Source organism: Maribacter flavus, from assembly GCF_008386635.1.
Lineage (GTDB): Bacteria > Bacteroidota > Bacteroidia > Flavobacteriales > Flavobacteriaceae > Maribacter > Maribacter flavus.
The window spans coordinates 2,077,053-2,094,741 of sequence record NZ_VUOE01000001.1 but is presented as its reverse complement, the minus strand read 5'-3'; the positions used below and the strand labels follow the sequence as shown (position 1 = coordinate 2,094,741).

Genomic DNA, 17,689 nt, shown 5'->3' with positions numbered 1-17,689 from the left:
AGGTTGATTATAAATGTTCCTTTACAAAATTGGTCATCTTGTTGAATAAATGTATTCTGGTATTACCCCCATAAATACCGTGGTTCTTATCTGGATAAATCGCCCATTCAAATTGTTTGTTGGCCTGCACCAGCGCTTCTATCATCCGCATGGTATTCTGCACATGAACGTTGTCATCGCCTGAACCATGTATCAATAAGAAATCCCCTTTTAAAAGTTCAGGATAATTAAAGGGCGAGTTATCGTCATATCCACTAGGGTTTTCCTCTGGGGTCCTCATAAAACGCTCTGTATAGATGGTGTCATAGAAACGCCATGAAGTCACCGGTGCAACGGCAATGGCCATTTCAAAGGTGTCATTTCCCTTAAGCAGGGAATTGGTTGCCATGTGTCCGCCAAAACTCCACCCCCAAATACCCGTTCTTGCTGCATCGATATACGGCTTTTCACTTAATTTTTTGGCTGCAGCAATCTGATCTTCGGTCTCGTACTTTACCAAATTCAAATACGTGGTCTTTTTAAAATCCCTTCCCTTGTATCCAGTACCACGGCCGTCCACACAGGCAACGATATAACCTTCTGCAACCAGCACCTGATGCCAATAATCCCTGGCACTATACCATGTATTGCTCACACTTTGGGAGCCGGGACCGCTATATTGGTACATCAACAAGGGATATTTTTTGGAGGCATCAAAATCCTGCGGCTTGATGATGTACGTATTCAAATCGTTACCATTGATATTGATGGTGGAAAACTCCCTTGGATTCAAAACATAGCCTTCCATCTTTTCCAAAAGCGCGGTATTATCCTTAATGTCCTTAAGTTTTTTACCCGTTAAGGCCTTGTGCAGGGTGTAGACGGGAGGTGTGGTAGCGTTGGAAAACGTGTTGATGAAGTAACTGAAGTCGGCACTAAAGGATGCGCTATTGGTCCCTTCGGCAATGGCCAAATCCCGCTTATTTTTCCCATCGCTCTCCACACTGTAAACGCCCCTGTTTATAGCTCCATTTTCGGTGGATTGATAATATACCTTGTCCTCGTTTTGGTCGTAGCCATAGTAACGGGTAACTTCCCATTGGCCTTTGGTGATTTGGTTCATCAGTTCCCCATTAGAATTGTACAAATAAATATGGTTCCAACCGTCCTTCTCGCTCGTCCAAATAAAACTGTCATCGGCCAAAAAAGTAAGGTCGTCCGTAATATCGACGTAGGCCTCATCCGTTTCCTGTAACAGTAATCGAACCGCTTTCGTATTGGCGTTCACCTCATGCAAGCGCAGGTCGTTTTGATGTCTGTTAATGGTCTGCACACTCAAATAATTGGGATTGTTCATCCATTTTATTCGAGGGATATAATAAGGATTGCCTAGATCAACCCCGGAAATTGTTCCACCGGCAACATCCAACAAATGAAGGCTCACGATAGCATTGTCCTCGCCGGCCTTTGGATACTTGAACACGTTTTGGGAAGGGTATTTTTCTGTACCGTATAGGTCCATGGAAAATTCCGGCACCTTGGTCTCGTCAAACCTTAAAAAAGCGATCTTGGTCCCGTTACTGTTCCATGCAAAGGCACGCACGAAGGCAAATTCCTCCTCATAGACCCAATCCGTTATACCATTGATAATTTCATTCTTTTTGCCGTCCTTGGTAATTTGTTGGGTGTTCCCTGTCGTCAGGTCCATCACATACAGGTTGTTATCCCTAACATAGGCCACCTTTTCACCGTTGGGCGACAAGGCAGGTTCCTGAATTTTCATTTCATCGATCTTTACCAGCTCCTTGGTTTTGATATCAAGGACATAGAAAACCCCCAATGTGGACCTTCTAAAAATCGATTCCACTTCCGTGGCCAATAACACCTTTGACTCGTCATTGCTGAATTCATAGGATGAAAAGTAGGGGACACCTTCCAAAGCATCCGAGGAAACGATGGTTTCAACTTTTTCCAAGGTTTTATAATCGTATTTGTCTATTGTAGAAACCTTTCTGGCAGGGTCAAAGTTCAGCACGGTATATTGTCTGCCATTGTTCATGGAGCGAAGCACATCAAGGCCTTGGGTACTAAAGGCCCCGGAGTAAATTTCGGCTACCGTGATTTTTTTTTGTTGGGCGATAACTACCGATTGAAAACCGATCAAGAAAAGTACCAGCAAGTAAAATTTTCGCATGAAATGATGAAATTTGTTAAATTCTCCAAGTTTACCACTAATTCTCTAAAAAACCTCGGAATCCATTCAAAAAGACCTGATTTTTAACGATGCTTTCACGTTGGTTTGCATTAGGTCCATTATGATTATCTTTACCCTAGAAACTACCGTTTCACGGCCTGGTTTAAACTAAAAAAGTTACCCGATTTACCCAAGAAACTCTAGAGAATGAAGAAGCCCATTGCAGGTTTTTCCAAGCTATCCAAATCAGAAAAAATCGAATGGATTGCCGCCAACTATACCCAAAATCCCCAGGAATTAAAAAAAATCCTAGAATCCTACTGGAATTCGGATTCACGGTTGCAGCAACTCCATGACGAGTTTATAGAAAATACCATCAGTAATTTTTATATGCCGATGGGCATTGCCCCAAATTTCCTGATCAACGATAGGCTTTACGCCATTCCCATGGCCATTGAGGAAAGTTCCGTAGTTGCCGCCGCCAGTAAGGCGGCCAAATTTTGGGAAGGCCGAGGAGGTTTTAGGACAACCGTCTTGGGTACGGAAAAAGTGGGCCAGGTACATTTCATGTACCATGGGAGCACGTCCAAACTATTGGATTTCTTCAAAAATATAAAAACAACGTTGTTGTCCGAAGCAGAACATTTGACCCAGAGCATGCAAAAGCGAGGAGGCGGAATCAAAGACATTGTTCTAAAGGACAAAACTAGTGAGCTCCCAAATTACTATCAACTGCATTGTACGTTTGAGACCCAGGATGCCATGGGCGCGAACTTTATCAATAGCTGTTTGGAACAGTTTGCCGAAACACTTAAAAAAGAGGCTTTGGCACATCCCTATTTTTCGGAGCAGGAAAAACAGTTGGAGGTTGTAATGAGTATTTTGTCCAATTATGTGCCCAATTGCCTGGTAAAGGCCGAAGTGCGTTGTCCCATTGACCAATTGAACCTTACCCAGGATATATCGCCCAGGGATTTCGCCGAAAAAATGGTGCGTGCCGTGGAAATTGCCAAAGTTGAGCCGTACAGGGCCGTAACCCATAATAAGGGTATCATGAATGGAATCGATGCCGTTGTATTGGCCACGGGAAACGATTTTAGGGCCATTGAGGCCGGCGCACATGCCTATGCCGCCAAGGACGGAACTTACAGCAGCTTGACGCATGCCAAGATCGAGGGTGACCTATTCTCTTTCTGGATAGAGATTCCGCTTGCGGTAGGCACTGTTGGCGGACTCACAAAGCTGCATCCCTTGGTGAAACTCAATCTGGAGATACTACAGCAACCTTCGGCTGTAGAGTTAATGCAGATCATGGCCGTGGCGGGTCTTGCACAGAACTTTGCGGCGGTAAGCTCCTTGGTTACCACCGGGATTCAAAAAGGCCATATGAAAATGCATTTGATGAATATCCTGAACCAACATAACGCGACCGACAAAGAAAAAGAAGCCATCTTAGCTCATTTCAAAACCCATACGGTAACCCATAGGGGTGTTTTGAATTCCCTTGAAAACCTACGAAAATAGATGACCGAGTTTTACAGCAACGGAAAATTGTTGCTTACGGGCGAGTATGCCATTTTGGATGGTGCAAACGGACTTGCAATACCTACCAAATTTGGTCAATATTTATCCGTAAAAAACGCGACTACGGGCCAAATCAACTGGCAAAGCCTGACAGACAAAAACATCCCATGGTTTACTGTGGACCTATCCTTAAAAGATTTCAGCCTTCTCGCCACCTCCGACGTACAATTCGCCGAAAGATTAATCTCCATTTTAAGGGAAACCAAAGCTTTGAATCCTTCCTTTTTGGATGCTTGCAATGGCGTTTATGTCGACACGAAATTGACCTTCCCCAAAGATTGGGGCCTAGGATCCTCATCTACCCTCATCAATAACATTTCCCAATGGGCACAAGTGGATCCCTATAAACTTCTGGAAGCTACTTTTGGCGGCAGTGGATACGATATTGCGTGTGCCCAGAACGACACTCCCATCGTTTATCATAAAATTGGGGGCAATCCTAAAGTAGAAAAGGTAAATTTTGACCCAGTTTTTAAAAACCGACTTTTCTTTATTTATTTAAACAAGAAACAGAATAGCAGGGATGCTATTAAGGCTTATCGTCAATTAAATATTGATAAAAATGAGCTTATTACCCAAATAAACGGTCTTACCACTCAACTTATAGCGGCTAAAGATCTTGGAAAATTTGAAACTGTAATAAATAGGCATGAGCATTTACTTTCCAAAACTTTAAAAGTCGAAACGATTAAAAACCAACTTTTTCCCGACTATCAAGGCTGTATCAAAAGCCTGGGAGCTTGGGGCGGGGATTTTATTTTGGCAACCGGAACTATGGACGATATGCAATATTTCCGTCAAAAGGGATACGATACCATACTACCCTATTCCAGCATGGTATTATAAAAAAAGCCCTCCAAATGGAAGGCTTTCAATTTTATAGATACGAACTATTAATAAAAGGTAGCTCTTTTATCCTCAATTTCAGAGGACTCCTTTAGGGCATTGTACACATCAGAATTCACCCTATTGGCCGAATTGGTCTTTAAGGTATTCGCATATGTAGCGTAGTTGTCCAATTTAGGGGCCTCGGTTTTCTTGGTTACCTCAATTTTAAAAATACCTGTGTTCCCTTCCAAAAGACCTGAAGTTTCGCCTTCTTTCATTCCGTAGGCAGTACCCACGATTACCGGTTCGCTACCCGCACCAGGAATGGTAGGCGACTTTACGGTTAGGGCACTTGCCGTTGAAACCGTTGTATTGTTGTCCGAAGCAATGGCATTCATGTCCTTACCTTGGTTAGCGGCCATAATTTGCGCTGCTTTTCTTTCCTTTCTAATAATAGGAAGTACGGTGGCCGAAGCATCCTCGGCACTCATTAGTCCTTCTTTGTATATGCCCGTTAATTGTACTATGGCATAACCATCGTTGATATTGAATCGTTTGATGTCACCAACTTCGGTATCTTCATTAAAGGCCCACTGAACAATAGCTCTTTGGGCACCCAAACCTGGAAGATTCTCGTCGAGTTGTTTTATTTTGTTTACGGGACGAACCAAATACTCACTTTTCTGTGCTATTTCGGAGAATGCGCTTTCATCAGCAATTGTTTCCATTTCAAACTTGGTAGCATCGGTAAACAACTTATTGGTCGTTTCTTCGGATGCCGTTACCTCTCTGGACAAGGTGGCGATTTGAACCAAATCTTCCTTATCATCGACTTTTATAACATGGAAACCAAAATCGGTCTCCACCATCCCAATAGTTCCAACGTCATTCCCAAAGGCAAAATCGTTGAAAGCTGGCACCATGGTTCCTTGTTGGAAATATCCCAAATCACCACCGTTGGGTGCAGATGGGCCATCAGAGTTATCCCTAGCCAATTCAGCGAATACCACTCCAGATTTTTTTGCCTCTGCCAATAAACGCGTTGCTTCCTTTTCTGCCTCTTCCTTGGTTCTGGTAACTTCTGGATTGGCTCTTGTGGCACCTTCATAGGCAATCAAAATATGGCTAGCCTTGACGGAGCCATTGGGCCTTCTACCCATCATTTTGGAAACCTTATAGGAACCGGCATCTTTGTAAGGCCCGTAAATCTCACCCACATTTAAAGCAAATAAGGTATCGGCCACACTGGAAGGTAGGTTCTTTTTCGCTTTATAAATAGTATCGAATTTGATATCGGAATTCCTATCAAGGAAAGCTTCCATATCCTGCGTATTCCTAAAGCCAGCAATGGTATCGTTTCTATCGGTCTGCGCATTGTACTCCACCGTGTCATCCAACAACTTGGTAATCGCTTCCTTCACGGCCAAATCATCCTCATCCGAGGGTTTTTCACTAAAATAAACAAATTGGATATCACGGGCAGGGTCCTGTTTAAAATCATCCTTATGTTCGTTCACATAGGCCGAAATCTCGCTCTTGGTTACCGTTATAGTACTGTCCGGAATTGAGGAATACGGAACCCTCACATACCGAATATCCATTTTCTCGTTGGCCAATTTATAATCCAGTTCCCCTTCCTTTAAAGTAGCGCCCACACCTGCCTTGATAAGGTCAAAGTATGTTTGCTCCTTTGCCATTTGAACGATTTCCTTTTCGGTCTGTAACCAAAAATCGTACTGGGCCGGGTTGTTGTTCTTCCAATCCAATACCGTGGAGCGGAACCTGTTAGGGTCAAAAACCCCGTTCTCGTTCTGGAACTCGGGATTTTGGGCGTATCCGGTAGTTCTTAAAAAATCTACGATTTGGTCCTGCTCGATGCCGATTCCCAAATCCTCAAATTGCTCTTCCAAAATGCTCCTTCTTACCTCTTGATCCCAGACCTGGTTCATGGTCTGCATGGAAGAAACCGTTGGTCCCATTCTTTGGGAAGCCGTTTCCACCTTCTGCCTGAACTCGTCTATGGATATTTCCTTCCCATTGATCTCGGCTACGGAAGAACCTATTTTACCTCCGGCCCCAAAATTACTACTTGTGAATACCCCAGAAATCACAAAGGCGAATAGTGCCAGACCTATAATCAGTATCAATACCGTGGTACGCTTTCTAATGTTTTCTAAAACTGCCATCCTATCGAATCAAATAGTTAAAATCAGTTGGCGAAATTACCATTTTTAATTGAAATAATAAAAACTAAAATGGCACGTTAAACATGGTTGCTTCGGCTCCCAATATTTTGATTTCCACCACTTGGAATATCCGAGTAAATCTGTTAATCCTCCTTTAAAAGTTCCAGGGAAACCAAATCTATTTTGGTGTTTGAAACCTCCAAAACGATGAACTTAAAATAATCGATAGTTATTTCCGAATCCTTTTCAGGAATTTCCCCAACTTGATGCACCAAAAGACCTCCCAAGGTCTCAAACTCATCACCAATGGGCAGTTCTAGTTTGTAGTTTTCGTTGATGTAATCCACTTCCAATCGAGCCGAGAACAAATAGTTTCGTTCGTCGATTTGTTCCTCCTTCAGGTCGGTGGTATCATGCTCGTCCTCAATTTCCCCAAAAAGCTCCTCTACAATGTCCTCTACGGTCATTAGACCGGAAGTACCTCCATACTCGTCCAAAACAACAGCTATACTTTTCCTCTTTTTAATCAGCACATTTAATATATCCTGAATGAGCATGGTTTCTGGAACAAATTCGACTGGAAGCAGGATACTCTTAATGGTCTTGGGCTTTTTGAATAGTTCATAGGAATGTACATAACCTATGACATTGTCAATAGTATCCTTGAAAACCAATATTTTGGAATAGCCGGTTTCCGTAAACAACTTGGCAAGATTTTTAGGCGTTTCATGTATTTCCACAGCGGTAATTTCAGTTCTGGGAACCATGACCTCACGGGCCTTGACCTCTGCAAACTCCAACGCATTTTGAAAAATTTGGATTTCGGAATCCACCTCATCGGCCTCTTCAACCGTTTCCATTTGTTCCGTAATATAATCCCCCAGTTCCAATTTGGTAAATGCCAATTGGACCTCGTCTCCAGAGGTACGAAAGATATATTTCAAAATGAAATCCGAAACATAGATGACAAAATCCGATACCAAACTAAATGCCAAATAAAACAGATAGGCAGGAATGGCAAGTAACTTCAATAAACTGTTCGCATAGATTTGAAACAGTACTTTGGGGAGAAACTCGGCCGTAATCAAAATAACCAAAGTTGAGATGATGGTTTGGGTCAATAGACTGAAATCCGTCAAAAAGACCCTAACGATTTCATTTTCAGGATGCATACCCAAAAACCAATTCATAAGCACTTCGCCCATAAAAAGACCATACACCACTAAGGCGATATTGTTACCAATTAGCATGGTAGCGATAAACTTGGAAGGTCTTTTGGTAAGCCTTGTCAATACCTTGGCGAGAAACCCGGCCTGCTTTTTCTCTATTTCAATATGAATTTTGTTCGCGGATACAAAAGCGATTTCCATTCCAGAGAAAAAAGCTGAAAAAAGTAGGGAAAGAACAATAATAATAATACTACTATCCACTGCTATTTTTGATTATCCTTTGCGCGCTGCTCGAATTTTTTGCGATAATTTCTTCGGAACAAGAACATCCCAATGGAAACAATCGCAAAAAAAATGAAAATATAGGCCATACTTCTATCGGTGTTCCAGTCCGTGTAAACCCTGTATATCGAAAAAACAGCTACTACAACGTATAGGTATTCCGTATAACGTAAAATCTTAATCATCCTTTTCTTCTTTAATCAACATTAAACCGTAGGTTTTATGGGCATTTAAGAAGGTGAGGTCCTTTTTTATGTCCATCCCTTCGCCGTCCATAACAGTACCATCCTCCGGATTTGTAAACTTAAACTTTTCCTGGGTAAAAGCCCACTCGTTTTCTTGGTCGTAGTACAACTGTGGGGCTTCCAACATTTTACCATCATGGCCCTTGATCACCACGTTTCCCTGAAGATCAATGACGTCCGTTGCCGTGAAATAAATACCTTGATCGGCCTGTATGGTCGTCCTTTCATTCCTCTCATTAAATATTTCCACCAAAACCCCTTCAGGAAAGGTCTGGTGTGGAAATTTCAAATTGTCAAAGTCATTGCGAAGAGGCCCGGAAATTACGGCCAATATCTTAGAACTCCCTGTATCCTCAGCACTCAGGTTTTCTGGAATTTCCGTATAGGTCAACACAAAATTCTTTGCGACACCCTGCGGAAAAATTTCCTTCTTGGCTTCTTCGCCAACCCGTTTGTAATTATCCTTGCAGGAAAAAAAAAGCATTGCCATGGAAACCATGGCAATGCCCTTGAATATATTTACAAAATGTATTGTCATTTTATAATGAAGGTACCTTTACACTTCCTCCTACCCAACAAGAGAAAGATACCGATTGTCCTGCCATGCCGGCACTGAAAATCATCTCCTTGGTTGGTGCTTTTGCGTTGTAACTAGCCGCAGCCTGGCCGGCCCTTCCACTTAACGCAGGGTCTACCCTACCGGCCTGTCTTGCCATATCAGCTGCCTTCCAATAGATGGCACGCTTTTCAAATGGGGTGTTCCCACATTCGTTGGCACTACCAGCATACAAGCTTGCAATCAACAAATAAGCCCTACCGTTCGCCGGATTGGCATCAATTGCCTTTTGGGCGTAACTTCTTGCAGTGGATCTACTTGATTTAGTATAACTAGTCGCAATTTTGTAAGCGATATTCGACTTCTTTTTAGCATCCGTTTCCAGTTCCAATGCTTTGTTGTAATCCGCTACAGCACCATTGGTATCGCCACTTGACTTTTTCAAGGAACCTAAATATACATAGGTATCCGCTGATGGTGCGAGTTGTGCTTGTACCTCCACCAATTTTTTAAACATCGGGTCTTCCGTACATTCCTTATTATACATTCTTCCCACTGCAGCTTTTACCCACTTCACGTCACCTTTCTTTTCCTCAAAACTCTTTTCGTATAGGGGAATTAGGTTTTCACAATCTGCCAATTTTCCTAATTTAGAATCGATGCTCCCGGCAATTTTACCGTAGTTTTCTGAGTAGGAATTGTAAACTTTAAGAGACCTTTGCTCCTTTGAGGTCAACGTACCGGCCTCTTCCTTTGGAAGTAACTTAGCAATGTTATCCGTAAGCTTTTCGTTCTCCTCATCGATTTTTGCAGTTACGTCATCATATACGTCAAAAACCTCTTGAAGTTCCTTTTTACCTGCTTCGTGCAAATCCACTAAACTTGAGAAGTATAGATACAAAGCTTTTGGGTTGGTGAAATTCTCCCTATCCTTGCTGAAAGCTTCAGACAACATGCTGTACATTTTGGAATCGTCGGCCATTTTGTTATCATACATTACCATTGCCTTATCCACCATAGTTTCTCCAGGACTGGTCTTTGAGGAAAAGTGGACAAGCTTGTTGTCATAAAGCCCCATAAGCTCATTGATATACCCTTCCTTTTCAGCTCCGGTAGATTTTTCAATTTTATCGTTCAGGATGCGCTCACCATAGACATAGATCGCATTGTTCAACTGAGGACAGGTCTCATATGTCTTTTTCCATGGCTCATAAGCCGCATCATAATTTTTAACTTTTGCATGCTCTGAAAATATAGACAGGTTCGTCATACATTCAGGGTTTTGCGCCTGTGCATTACTTACTCCCATCATCCCAAGGAACACAATTGCCGCGAAGTAAAGTTTAGTTTTCATCGTTCTAATTTTAAAAGTGGTTAATGTACTAAAAATTTATCAATTAATCTTTCGTTTTTGGAACCATCGATCGTTTAAAGATAGGCCTACATTGACCTTAAAGTAACTCTCCTCTATCAAATTCGCCCTGGTGGTTCCCCTTCTGCCCAGCTCAAAACCAACATTGAGATTGGAGAAACTTCGTCCCAATGGTAACCCTAATCCAAAAGTTATGCCAAAATTATTTATGTCCACATCGTTGACCACCATTCCGGTCTTGTCCAAACGCACGCCTGCTCGATAGGTAATTCTTTTTAAGTAGCTATCAAAAGACCTTGCATCAGGTGTTATAAAACCACCCAAGGCCAAGGAACTGGCGTCGTTGTATTCTATATTATTAGTTCCTAAAAAAGGATTTTCAAAGGAACCCAACCCCTGAAAACTATATTCTGCACCTAAAAACCATTTAAAATCCATTCCATAACCCAACCCTAAAGTAGTGGTAGTAGGAATCTTAAACTCCGTATTTCTGAGGTTGATTGCCTCCAGATCAACCTCTAAGTTCTCGATATTGGTGCCGCTGGCGACTGAGAACGAACCGATATTCCTATTGTTCCTTGAAACCAAATTTCCTTGGGTATTTACCCTAACGGAAGTATGTAAGGTATGATTCTCATTGATCTGTGGGGTATACAAGAGGGCATAATTAAAATCAAACCCGTTTATTTGGGAGGACCTTCTATCAAAAGTACCAAACTGCACATCCTCGATTTGTTGGAGCCTTTCATTGGACAAAGTGCCATAATTATAGTTTATGGTCACACCCAGGCTAAGATCCTTTATAATTTGATAGCCCACGGAATAATACACCTTAGTTAAATCCCCTTCCCCGCTGAAGATGTTTGTCAATGCTTGACCACTGCTGGGAGTTGCATCCACAAAATTATAGCCAACCGAAGAATAGGGCATAATCCCAAATCCCATTCCAAAACCTTTTCCCAGACTAAAACCTAACGATAAATAGTCCAACGTGGTCAGGGAGCTACTCTGTTCTTCCTCAAAACTTTTGAGCCGCACCTGTTTGTTGGAAATCCCGGCCGTATACGTCACCAGACCCACTTTATCCATTACGTCCAGACCTAATTCTCCATAGGCCGCAGGGTTCTGTAAATTTAGATGAATACTATCCGCATAGACCCCAATGTGACCCATCATTTGGTTTTCAACAGTTGCCGAAGTCCTTAAGTCACCAATACCGAAAAACGAATAGGGAGAAACCGTACCATTTTGAGCATACATGCCCGCGGAGGCCATGCACACTATTGCAATTACAATTTTCTTGATCATCTAGTGCTTATTGTATTCCAGCAAATAATTAAGTCCCTTTAGCAGGAATTTGGAATCCGCAAAGATGGTATTTTTTAGTCTTTTAGACAAAAAATGACTATCACCCCCTGTTAAAATAACTGTTAAATCTTTAAAACGGGTTGCATATTGATCGATTATTCCGTCCAATTCGGCACAAATACCATTGACGACACCACTGTGCATACTGCTGTTGGTGGTATTTCCTATTAAATCCAGGGGTGCCTCCACGGGAAGCAGCGGCAATGCCGACGTCTGTTGGTGCATGGCCTTGTAGCGCATTTCCAGTCCGGGGGAAATGGCCCCTCCAAGGTATTCATCAAAATCGTTCACCATATCATAGGTGATACAGGTACCGGCATCTATCACCAGGGTGTTCTTATGGGGCGCATGATAATAAGCGGCCGTTGCCAGGGCAATTCTATCGATTCCCAAAGTTTGGGGCGTGGCGTAACTGTTTTTAAATGGGACTTTGGATTCAAGGGACAGCACATGTACCTTACAGAACAAGGTCAGAACGGTAAGGTAGGTTTTATCGGTGGCACCTACGGATGCATAGATGGCCCTTTCTATGCCCGGGTAACGCTTAAAAAGTTTTTTGACCCTGTCCGTAAACTCCTCCAGTTTAAACCGTTCGTCAAAAATCAAGGTATTTTTGTCAAATACGGCAAATTTCACGAAGGTATTCCCTATGTCAACGACTAGATTCATGGTGTAAAGTTATAGAATGGCTTTTGCATTGAAACAGTTGTAACCTATTTTATCTTTGGCAGGAGCCATAAAAATCCCATACTCAGAATAAAACCCATAAAAAACCAAATGGCAGGAATGCTTTGGGGCAGGAATTTTTCCTTTTGGTCCGAAACTGGGGAATCAAAAAATCTCTTGTTCCGTTTCAGGGTATTTTGGGCGGTCAAGGAACTCCAGTTTCCCGCCTCCATAACATAAAAATTTTGGGAGGTTGTACTATCTTGTTCCGATGCCAATTCATGCCATCCCTTTTCCCTTGGGTAGACCCTTCCCTGCCATTCCTCATGAACTACGGTGTTTTTCAATAAAGGAACCCGATACTGATTTCCTAAGGAAACGACCGGATTTTCTTCCGATGTAAAAAACGAAAAATCGTAAGGTTCGTCAATAAATGCCCAATTGGATTCCGACCGAAATGCGCCCGTATTCTGGGTTTGCTTCCGAAGTCCGTTGATCAAGGATGTCCAAATTTCCCTGTATTCTGCCTGCTTACCGTCCAACAGCAATTCATACGTATTCTTCAAAGAAGTGGTCCCGATAATCCCTTGGCGCAATCGTTTGGAATATCCGTAATTTCCGATAGCCATTTCCGTCAGTCCTGTGGCCGGGAAGCGTACCGGATATTTTTCCATCAATGGTTCTGCCCCAACCGCTACTTTAAGGGTGTTTTCAGTATCGGGCTGCACTTCAAATGCTCCCAGTTTGTTTTCGACTTGAAACCGATTTCCCGTTTGTTGCACAAAAACTCCGAGTCCGTACTGCTGTATCGCTTCGGTCAGAACGGTCCTTTCCGAATTGGAAAGCATGTTTAATGAAACATCGTCAAAAAAAATCAGATCCAAAGCCGATAGGTTTTCAGAATTCAAGGAATACACAGGTTGCCTTTCCGTATTGAAATATTCATACTTGTACTTCTGTTTGGTCAGTTTCGTCTTTACGATGACCCGATGCCCTTCTTCGGCTAAAAAATTCTTCAAATACTTGGTTTCAAAAGAAGGGAATTCATTGACCATTAAAACTGTCAAAGGCGTTTTCGCTTCCACAAATACCGGTAACGGTTCTGTCTTAGTATCGGTACCGGAACTGTCCTTTCTCTGTACAAAAAATAGGAACTTTCCGGGTGCCTTTAGGTTGGTCCTTAATCTAAATTGATGTTCTTGATTATCGGAAAAAACAATCGAATCCAATGGGCTTCCACCGGGCCCTTGAAGTACCAATTTGCTTTGATTGACTGGGTTATTATAAATTCCCTCTACCACTAGGTCTGCTCCCAAAATGGTCTTTTGGTTATATTTCAATTGTACGATTCCCTCGGAAATAGCTTCCGGAATAAATGAGACGGAACTTTGCTTAAACTGCCAAAGATCATAATCCCTGACCCCATGACCAGCGATCAGTAAACGGTCAATGGAATCCAATGTGGAAGAAAGGTCCATTCCCGGTGCATATTCCAGAACGGAAATCCTTCGGTTGCTTTTTTTTAGACTGTCCAAGGTTTCCGCTTGGTATCCATTGGTCAAAAGAACGGCCTCCTTCCTGACCTTTTGTAGGTACGTTGGTTTCAGAACCAACAAGGCCAAACAAAGAATGGCAAAGAACCCAAGGAATGTCTGTAGATAGAATCGCCTATCCGCCGTTCCGGTCCAGGCCTTCCAAATGAAAACGGCGAACAACAGGAGTCCGGTCAGCACAACGGCCAACATCCAATCTTTATTTTCAAAAGCAAGGTTACTCAACATTCAAGGATTCTATAAACAGATTGTTCAACTCGTTTTGATAGCGATCGCTGGAATTGGGCAGCACTTGTTTTTTGGGCAAAGCCCGATATAAGCCTTGTAGCGCGTTATTAATTTGCTTTGCATCAATGACTTCCGTTTCCGATAACCATTTGACGGTCTGCAGGGTTGCCAGATATTTTCCCGGTTCCTCAATGGCTTTCCGCGCCAATTCGTTCCCAGCTTTATGGAAGAGGTCCCGATCGGCTTTGGTGATTTTTAAATCGGAATCCAACAAAACTTCCAAACGTGCTACCGCTTTCCGCATGTTTTGATAATCGTCTTCCTTTTCCAAGGTTTCGCTCTTGGAATAGTTCCCAACCTCCTTTAGGTCACCCGTCAAACGCTTATCCTCTTTGATGGGCGGAGGATCAAACCCAATTCTGTGTACATAAATCCGTGCGCTGTTTTTAATTTCCTGAATCAGTTTTAAGGCCTTGTACTGGTAAGGCAGGGATTTTTCCGGTTGAAAAAGTCGCAAATACAATTCGGCATCCCACATCTCCGCCATGGCCTGCTTCAATTTACTTTTTAGGGATTGGGCAAAGAGCGTGGAGGCTTCCGGGTCCTCATGATTATGGATATACGCCTCCAGCGGATCTTCCGCGTCGCCTTCGTTTCCATGGTCTTGGTGGTCGTGGTCTTCATGCTCCTCGGCCACCAAATTGTGCTCGTTGGAACCATCATGGTCATGGGTATATTCTGCCAACTGATCTTCCGTTGCAGCTTCAACTTCGGTAACGACTACAGGTCCGCCCTCGCTTTCGTCGCCCATAAATTCCCCATATTTTATGCGCAAAGCCTTTTGGTCAAAGCCCAGCTCGTTGCTCCGAAAGTTGTACTCCTTGGTTTCAATGACTGGTTTCTCCGCAATCAATTTTTCCGTATCGATAATCAATTGGCGTTGGCTCCTAAAATAATCCGGCATTAGGTCGGCGCCCAACGTTCCCTCCACCGCAAATTGATTGGTTACTGTGTCCCTTATGACGGTAAAGAAAGTTTCCGTCCTGGAAATATTGGGTCTGGGCTGTTTGTTATCAATAGCCTCCACGTAAAAATAGAGTTCGTCCCCCGGTTCCATCTTCAGCTCCCTTAAATTAAGGGTTTTCCTAAAATTCTGTTCTTTCATTCCCGAACTCAGTTTTGTATCGAAGCCCAACCGCTCCTCCCTAAATTTGACGGATTCCCCACTTCCCTTGCTCACTGTGGCTATAATGGCGACATCGGCCAGGCCAAAATCATCCTTTAATTGAGTGGTAAACGCCAGTTTTTGGGGACCTTCAAAGTCAAAAGAACTGAACTGTGGCAACCCTTCCATTTCAATAACGGGCGGTTCATCCTTATAGGTCTCCAAAGCGAACAAATCGGATACGTAGGAATTGCCCAAGGAATCCTCAAATTTGATGGCATAAAAATTGGCATAATCCGCCACCAGCGATTTTGAAAAGGAATCTTTGGTACCGTCCATCTGGAGCGAATCGGCACCCATTTGTAGTTGCACCCCGTTGACCGATTGATCAAATACAATGTTCCAGGATATACGGGATCCTTCCAAGACCCGCAGGTTCATTTGGGTGGTGTATGTATCGAGTTTTTGGGTGTAATTTGGGTAGCTGATGCGGATTTCCTGACTCCTTATTTTTGGAGGAAGGATTTCGAGATTCGTTGAATCCAGTGTCTGAAAGGTCACCACATCGGCCTCCGAAATATTTTTAGTATTGCGGTCCAACTGAAAAACCCCCAATGCATGTACCAACCAAGCCAGCAAAATAACAAGCAGCGAAATACCGGCAGTAGGTACTAGGGCATTTTCGATACGTATGTCACGTTGATGGTTCTTGAGGGTTTCACTGGCCCTTGCCCGTTGGATTTTGGAAAGCAGCGGCAATTGGTTTTCATTTTCCAGAATCAAGCCCGTGCTGTGCTCCATGGTCGGGATGGTTTCGTCTACCCTGGAACAGATTTGGGCCAGGGTCAACTTCCAAGGTCGAACGAACCATAAACCGACCGACAACGAAATCAAAAAGACCATTACGGCCACCCAAAAAGAGGAAATAAGTAAATAAGCGCTCCCCCCAAGTGCCAACGCAACCAGCAATGGCTCCGTACTTTTCAACAAGCGCCATTTGAGCAAAGCCCCATATAAAATATCCCGCGCCTCCTTCATTGCTTTCTTACTTTTGAGAGTATCCGCTCTGCTACGAGCACTAAAAAAACGGCCAGCCAGATCCAAGGAGAAATATCCATGGTACGGACCTTCATTCTAGATTCCGAGGTGGCTACATTCGGGGTAAATTCCGTTTCGGGCAATACGCGTTGGTCCCGTTCGATCAAATTGTCCTCCAAAGTACTGTTGAACAACAGCAATGAGGCCAAAGAATTGGTGAAATTTTTGGTGATTGTATTTTCTATATTCAATCGCCCCGTCAAATGAAAAAGATTTTTGGATTCGGTAGGTTCTATAAGGGAATTTGCCAAAGAATCAGGTACCATCGCTAGGGTGGTTTGACTTATATTCGGGACGTTGCCATTCTTTAACCAGACCAACAAATCCAAAGGTTTTCCTGTCTCCGGTAAGGCATCGGCGTCCATCGTTTTTAGTTTGATTTCCCGCATCCCATACGTGCCAATAGCTTTTAACGCCGATGTAACATACCACATTTCCCTTTCATAACTTTCGTCAAATGCTACGGTAACATGCAGGGTATCGTTCTGTAAAATAGGGACTTTGGTCGTTTCTCCCGATGCGTTCCAAACCAGACTATCCGCAGTTAGCGAGACAACGCTTGCATCATTTTTGGAGAGCATGTTTGCCTGTAAATCGGTTATTTGGGAAGAACTCTTTGCTTCGAATAGCCTTATAGAATCCCCAATGATTTTTGCGCCAATGGGCTCAACAACCTCCGTTTCATTTTCAACGATGACCCAACGCACATTTGGGTCTACCACTGGTCTTGGTCCTTTGATTCCTTTGGCCAAGCCTTTAGTAAAGACCACGATACTATCCGAATGTATTTCAGTTAAGCTTTGCGCAAGCTGCCAATAGGTAGGGACGGTGCCACGGTCAACCTCAGCTTCCAAATCCGGAAAATTTTCGGCAAACCATCGAATATCGTTTTGAGGAAGGGAATCCGCAAAGGCCATAAAAGCTTCATTGGACGCCAAAGAGGGCTCAATAAGATAGGTCAGGGCAACCTTTTGCACTTTGGTCTTCCACCGTGGTTCTGCCAAATACAGAATGATCAGGCCCAATAAAAGCATCCGCAGTAACAACAGGAACAATTCGTGCAACCTGATCTTTCGGGATTGCTTGGTATCAGATTCCCTAAGGAATTTCACACTTCCTACCTTCACCGTTTTTACATCCCCCTTGTTCAACAAATGGATAAGCAAGGGAACAGCCAAGGATAAAAGGGCCCAAAGATATGTAGGTTGCAAAAATG

The 17,689-nt window shown here is 43.1% G+C and carries 13 protein-coding genes; 2 read left to right on the top strand and 11 right to left on the bottom strand.

Features of this window, described 5'->3' with window-relative positions; all coding sequences use genetic code 11:
* Positions 1–7: 7 nt before the first annotated feature.
* On the bottom strand, positions 8–2,173 hold the full coding sequence (locus tag F0361_RS09025) for a S9 family peptidase (protein ID WP_154918111.1): 2,166 nt from the start codon (positions 2,171–2,173) through the stop codon (positions 8–10).
* Positions 2,174–2,380: 207 nt separating this feature from the next.
* Here F0361_RS09025 and F0361_RS09020 point away from each other — a divergent pair, with 207 nt between their 5' ends.
* The gene (locus tag F0361_RS09020; protein ID WP_154918110.1) at positions 2,381–3,697 is read left to right on the top strand and encodes a hydroxymethylglutaryl-CoA reductase, degradative; all 1,317 of its coding nucleotides are present in this window, start codon (positions 2,381–2,383) and stop codon (positions 3,695–3,697) included.
* Positions 3,698–4,603, top strand: coding sequence for a GYDIA family GHMP kinase (locus F0361_RS09015; protein ID WP_154918109.1), 906 nt, complete (start codon positions 3,698–3,700; stop codon positions 4,601–4,603).
* 47 nt (positions 4,604–4,650) lie between these two features.
* Here F0361_RS09015 and F0361_RS09010 read toward each other — a convergent pair whose 3' ends face one another.
* The 10 genes from F0361_RS09010 to F0361_RS08965 form a co-directional block, all read right to left on the bottom strand.
* The gene (locus tag F0361_RS09010; protein WP_154918108.1) at positions 4,651–6,771 is read right to left on the bottom strand and encodes a peptidylprolyl isomerase; all 2,121 of its coding nucleotides are present in this window, start codon (positions 6,769–6,771) and stop codon (positions 4,651–4,653) included.
* Between the two features lie 143 nt (positions 6,772–6,914).
* A complete protein-coding gene (locus F0361_RS09005) occupies positions 6,915–8,201 on the bottom strand; it encodes a hemolysin family protein (RefSeq protein WP_154918107.1) in 1,287 nt (428 codons plus the stop codon).
* A 2-nt stretch (positions 8,202–8,203) separates the two neighbouring features.
* Positions 8,204–8,407, bottom strand: a complete 204-nt coding sequence (locus F0361_RS09000) for a hypothetical protein (RefSeq protein ID WP_154918106.1) — start codon at positions 8,405–8,407, stop codon at positions 8,204–8,206.
* Positions 8,400–9,005, bottom strand: a complete 606-nt coding sequence (gene lptC, locus F0361_RS08995) for an LPS export ABC transporter periplasmic protein LptC (protein ID WP_246160847.1) — start codon at positions 9,003–9,005, stop codon at positions 8,400–8,402. Before lptC ends, F0361_RS09000 begins: the two co-directional genes overlap by 8 nt.
* 1 nt (position 9,006) lies before the next feature.
* Positions 9,007–10,377, bottom strand: a complete 1,371-nt coding sequence (locus tag F0361_RS08990) for a tetratricopeptide repeat protein (RefSeq protein ID WP_138257082.1) — start codon at positions 10,375–10,377, stop codon at positions 9,007–9,009.
* Positions 10,378–10,416: 39 nt separating this feature from the next.
* A complete protein-coding gene (locus F0361_RS08985) occupies positions 10,417–11,703 on the bottom strand; it encodes a porin family protein (protein ID WP_154918105.1) in 1,287 nt (428 codons plus the stop codon).
* On the bottom strand, positions 11,704–12,432 hold the full coding sequence (locus F0361_RS08980) for a type III pantothenate kinase (protein WP_154918104.1): 729 nt from the start codon (positions 12,430–12,432) through the stop codon (positions 11,704–11,706).
* Between the two features lie 44 nt (positions 12,433–12,476).
* Positions 12,477–14,210 (bottom strand): hypothetical protein, encoded by a 1,734-nt coding sequence (locus tag F0361_RS08975; protein WP_154918103.1) that lies wholly within the window; start codon positions 14,208–14,210, stop codon positions 12,477–12,479.
* Positions 14,200–16,413 carry a tryptophan-rich sensory protein gene (locus F0361_RS08970; RefSeq protein ID WP_154918102.1) on the bottom strand — a complete coding sequence of 738 codons (2,214 nt, stop codon included), beginning with the start codon at positions 16,411–16,413 and terminating at the stop codon, positions 14,200–14,202. The genes F0361_RS08975 and F0361_RS08970 overlap by 11 nt, the downstream gene beginning before the upstream one ends.
* Entirely contained in the window at positions 16,410–17,684 is a 1,275-nt protein-coding gene (locus F0361_RS08965; protein ID WP_161598221.1) for a BatA domain-containing protein, read from the bottom strand. The genes F0361_RS08970 and F0361_RS08965 overlap by 4 nt, the downstream gene beginning before the upstream one ends.
* Positions 17,685–17,689: the final 5 nt, after the last annotated feature.

Excerpts from the sequence above, each read along its gene's own strand:
- F0361_RS09025 (WP_154918111.1), bottom strand. The coding sequence starts at position 2,173 with ATGCGAAAATTTTACTTGCTGGTACTTTTCTTGATCGGTTTTCAATCG.
- F0361_RS08975 (WP_154918103.1), bottom strand. The coding sequence starts at position 14,210 with ATGTTGAGTAACCTTGCTTTTGAAAATAAAGATTGGATGTTGGCCGTT.
- F0361_RS08970 (WP_154918102.1), bottom strand. The coding sequence starts at position 16,413 with ATGAAGGAGGCGCGGGATATTTTATATGGGGCTTTGCTCAAATGGCGC.
- lptC (WP_246160847.1), bottom strand. The coding sequence starts at position 9,005 with ATGACAATACATTTTGTAAATATATTCAAGGGCATTGCCATGGTTTCC.
- F0361_RS08985 (WP_154918105.1), bottom strand. The coding sequence starts at position 11,703 with ATGATCAAGAAAATTGTAATTGCAATAGTGTGCATGGCCTCCGCGGGC.
- F0361_RS09020 (WP_154918110.1), top strand. The coding sequence starts at position 2,381 with ATGAAGAAGCCCATTGCAGGTTTTTCCAAGCTATCCAAATCAGAAAAA.
- F0361_RS09010 (WP_154918108.1), bottom strand. The coding sequence starts at position 6,771 with ATGGCAGTTTTAGAAAACATTAGAAAGCGTACCACGGTATTGATACTG.
- F0361_RS09000 (WP_154918106.1), bottom strand. The coding sequence starts at position 8,407 with ATGATTAAGATTTTACGTTATACGGAATACCTATACGTTGTAGTAGCT.
- F0361_RS08990 (WP_138257082.1), bottom strand. The coding sequence starts at position 10,377 with ATGAAAACTAAACTTTACTTCGCGGCAATTGTGTTCCTTGGGATGATG.
- F0361_RS09015 (WP_154918109.1), top strand. The coding sequence starts at position 3,698 with ATGACCGAGTTTTACAGCAACGGAAAATTGTTGCTTACGGGCGAGTAT.
- F0361_RS08980 (WP_154918104.1), bottom strand. The coding sequence starts at position 12,432 with ATGAATCTAGTCGTTGACATAGGGAATACCTTCGTGAAATTTGCCGTA.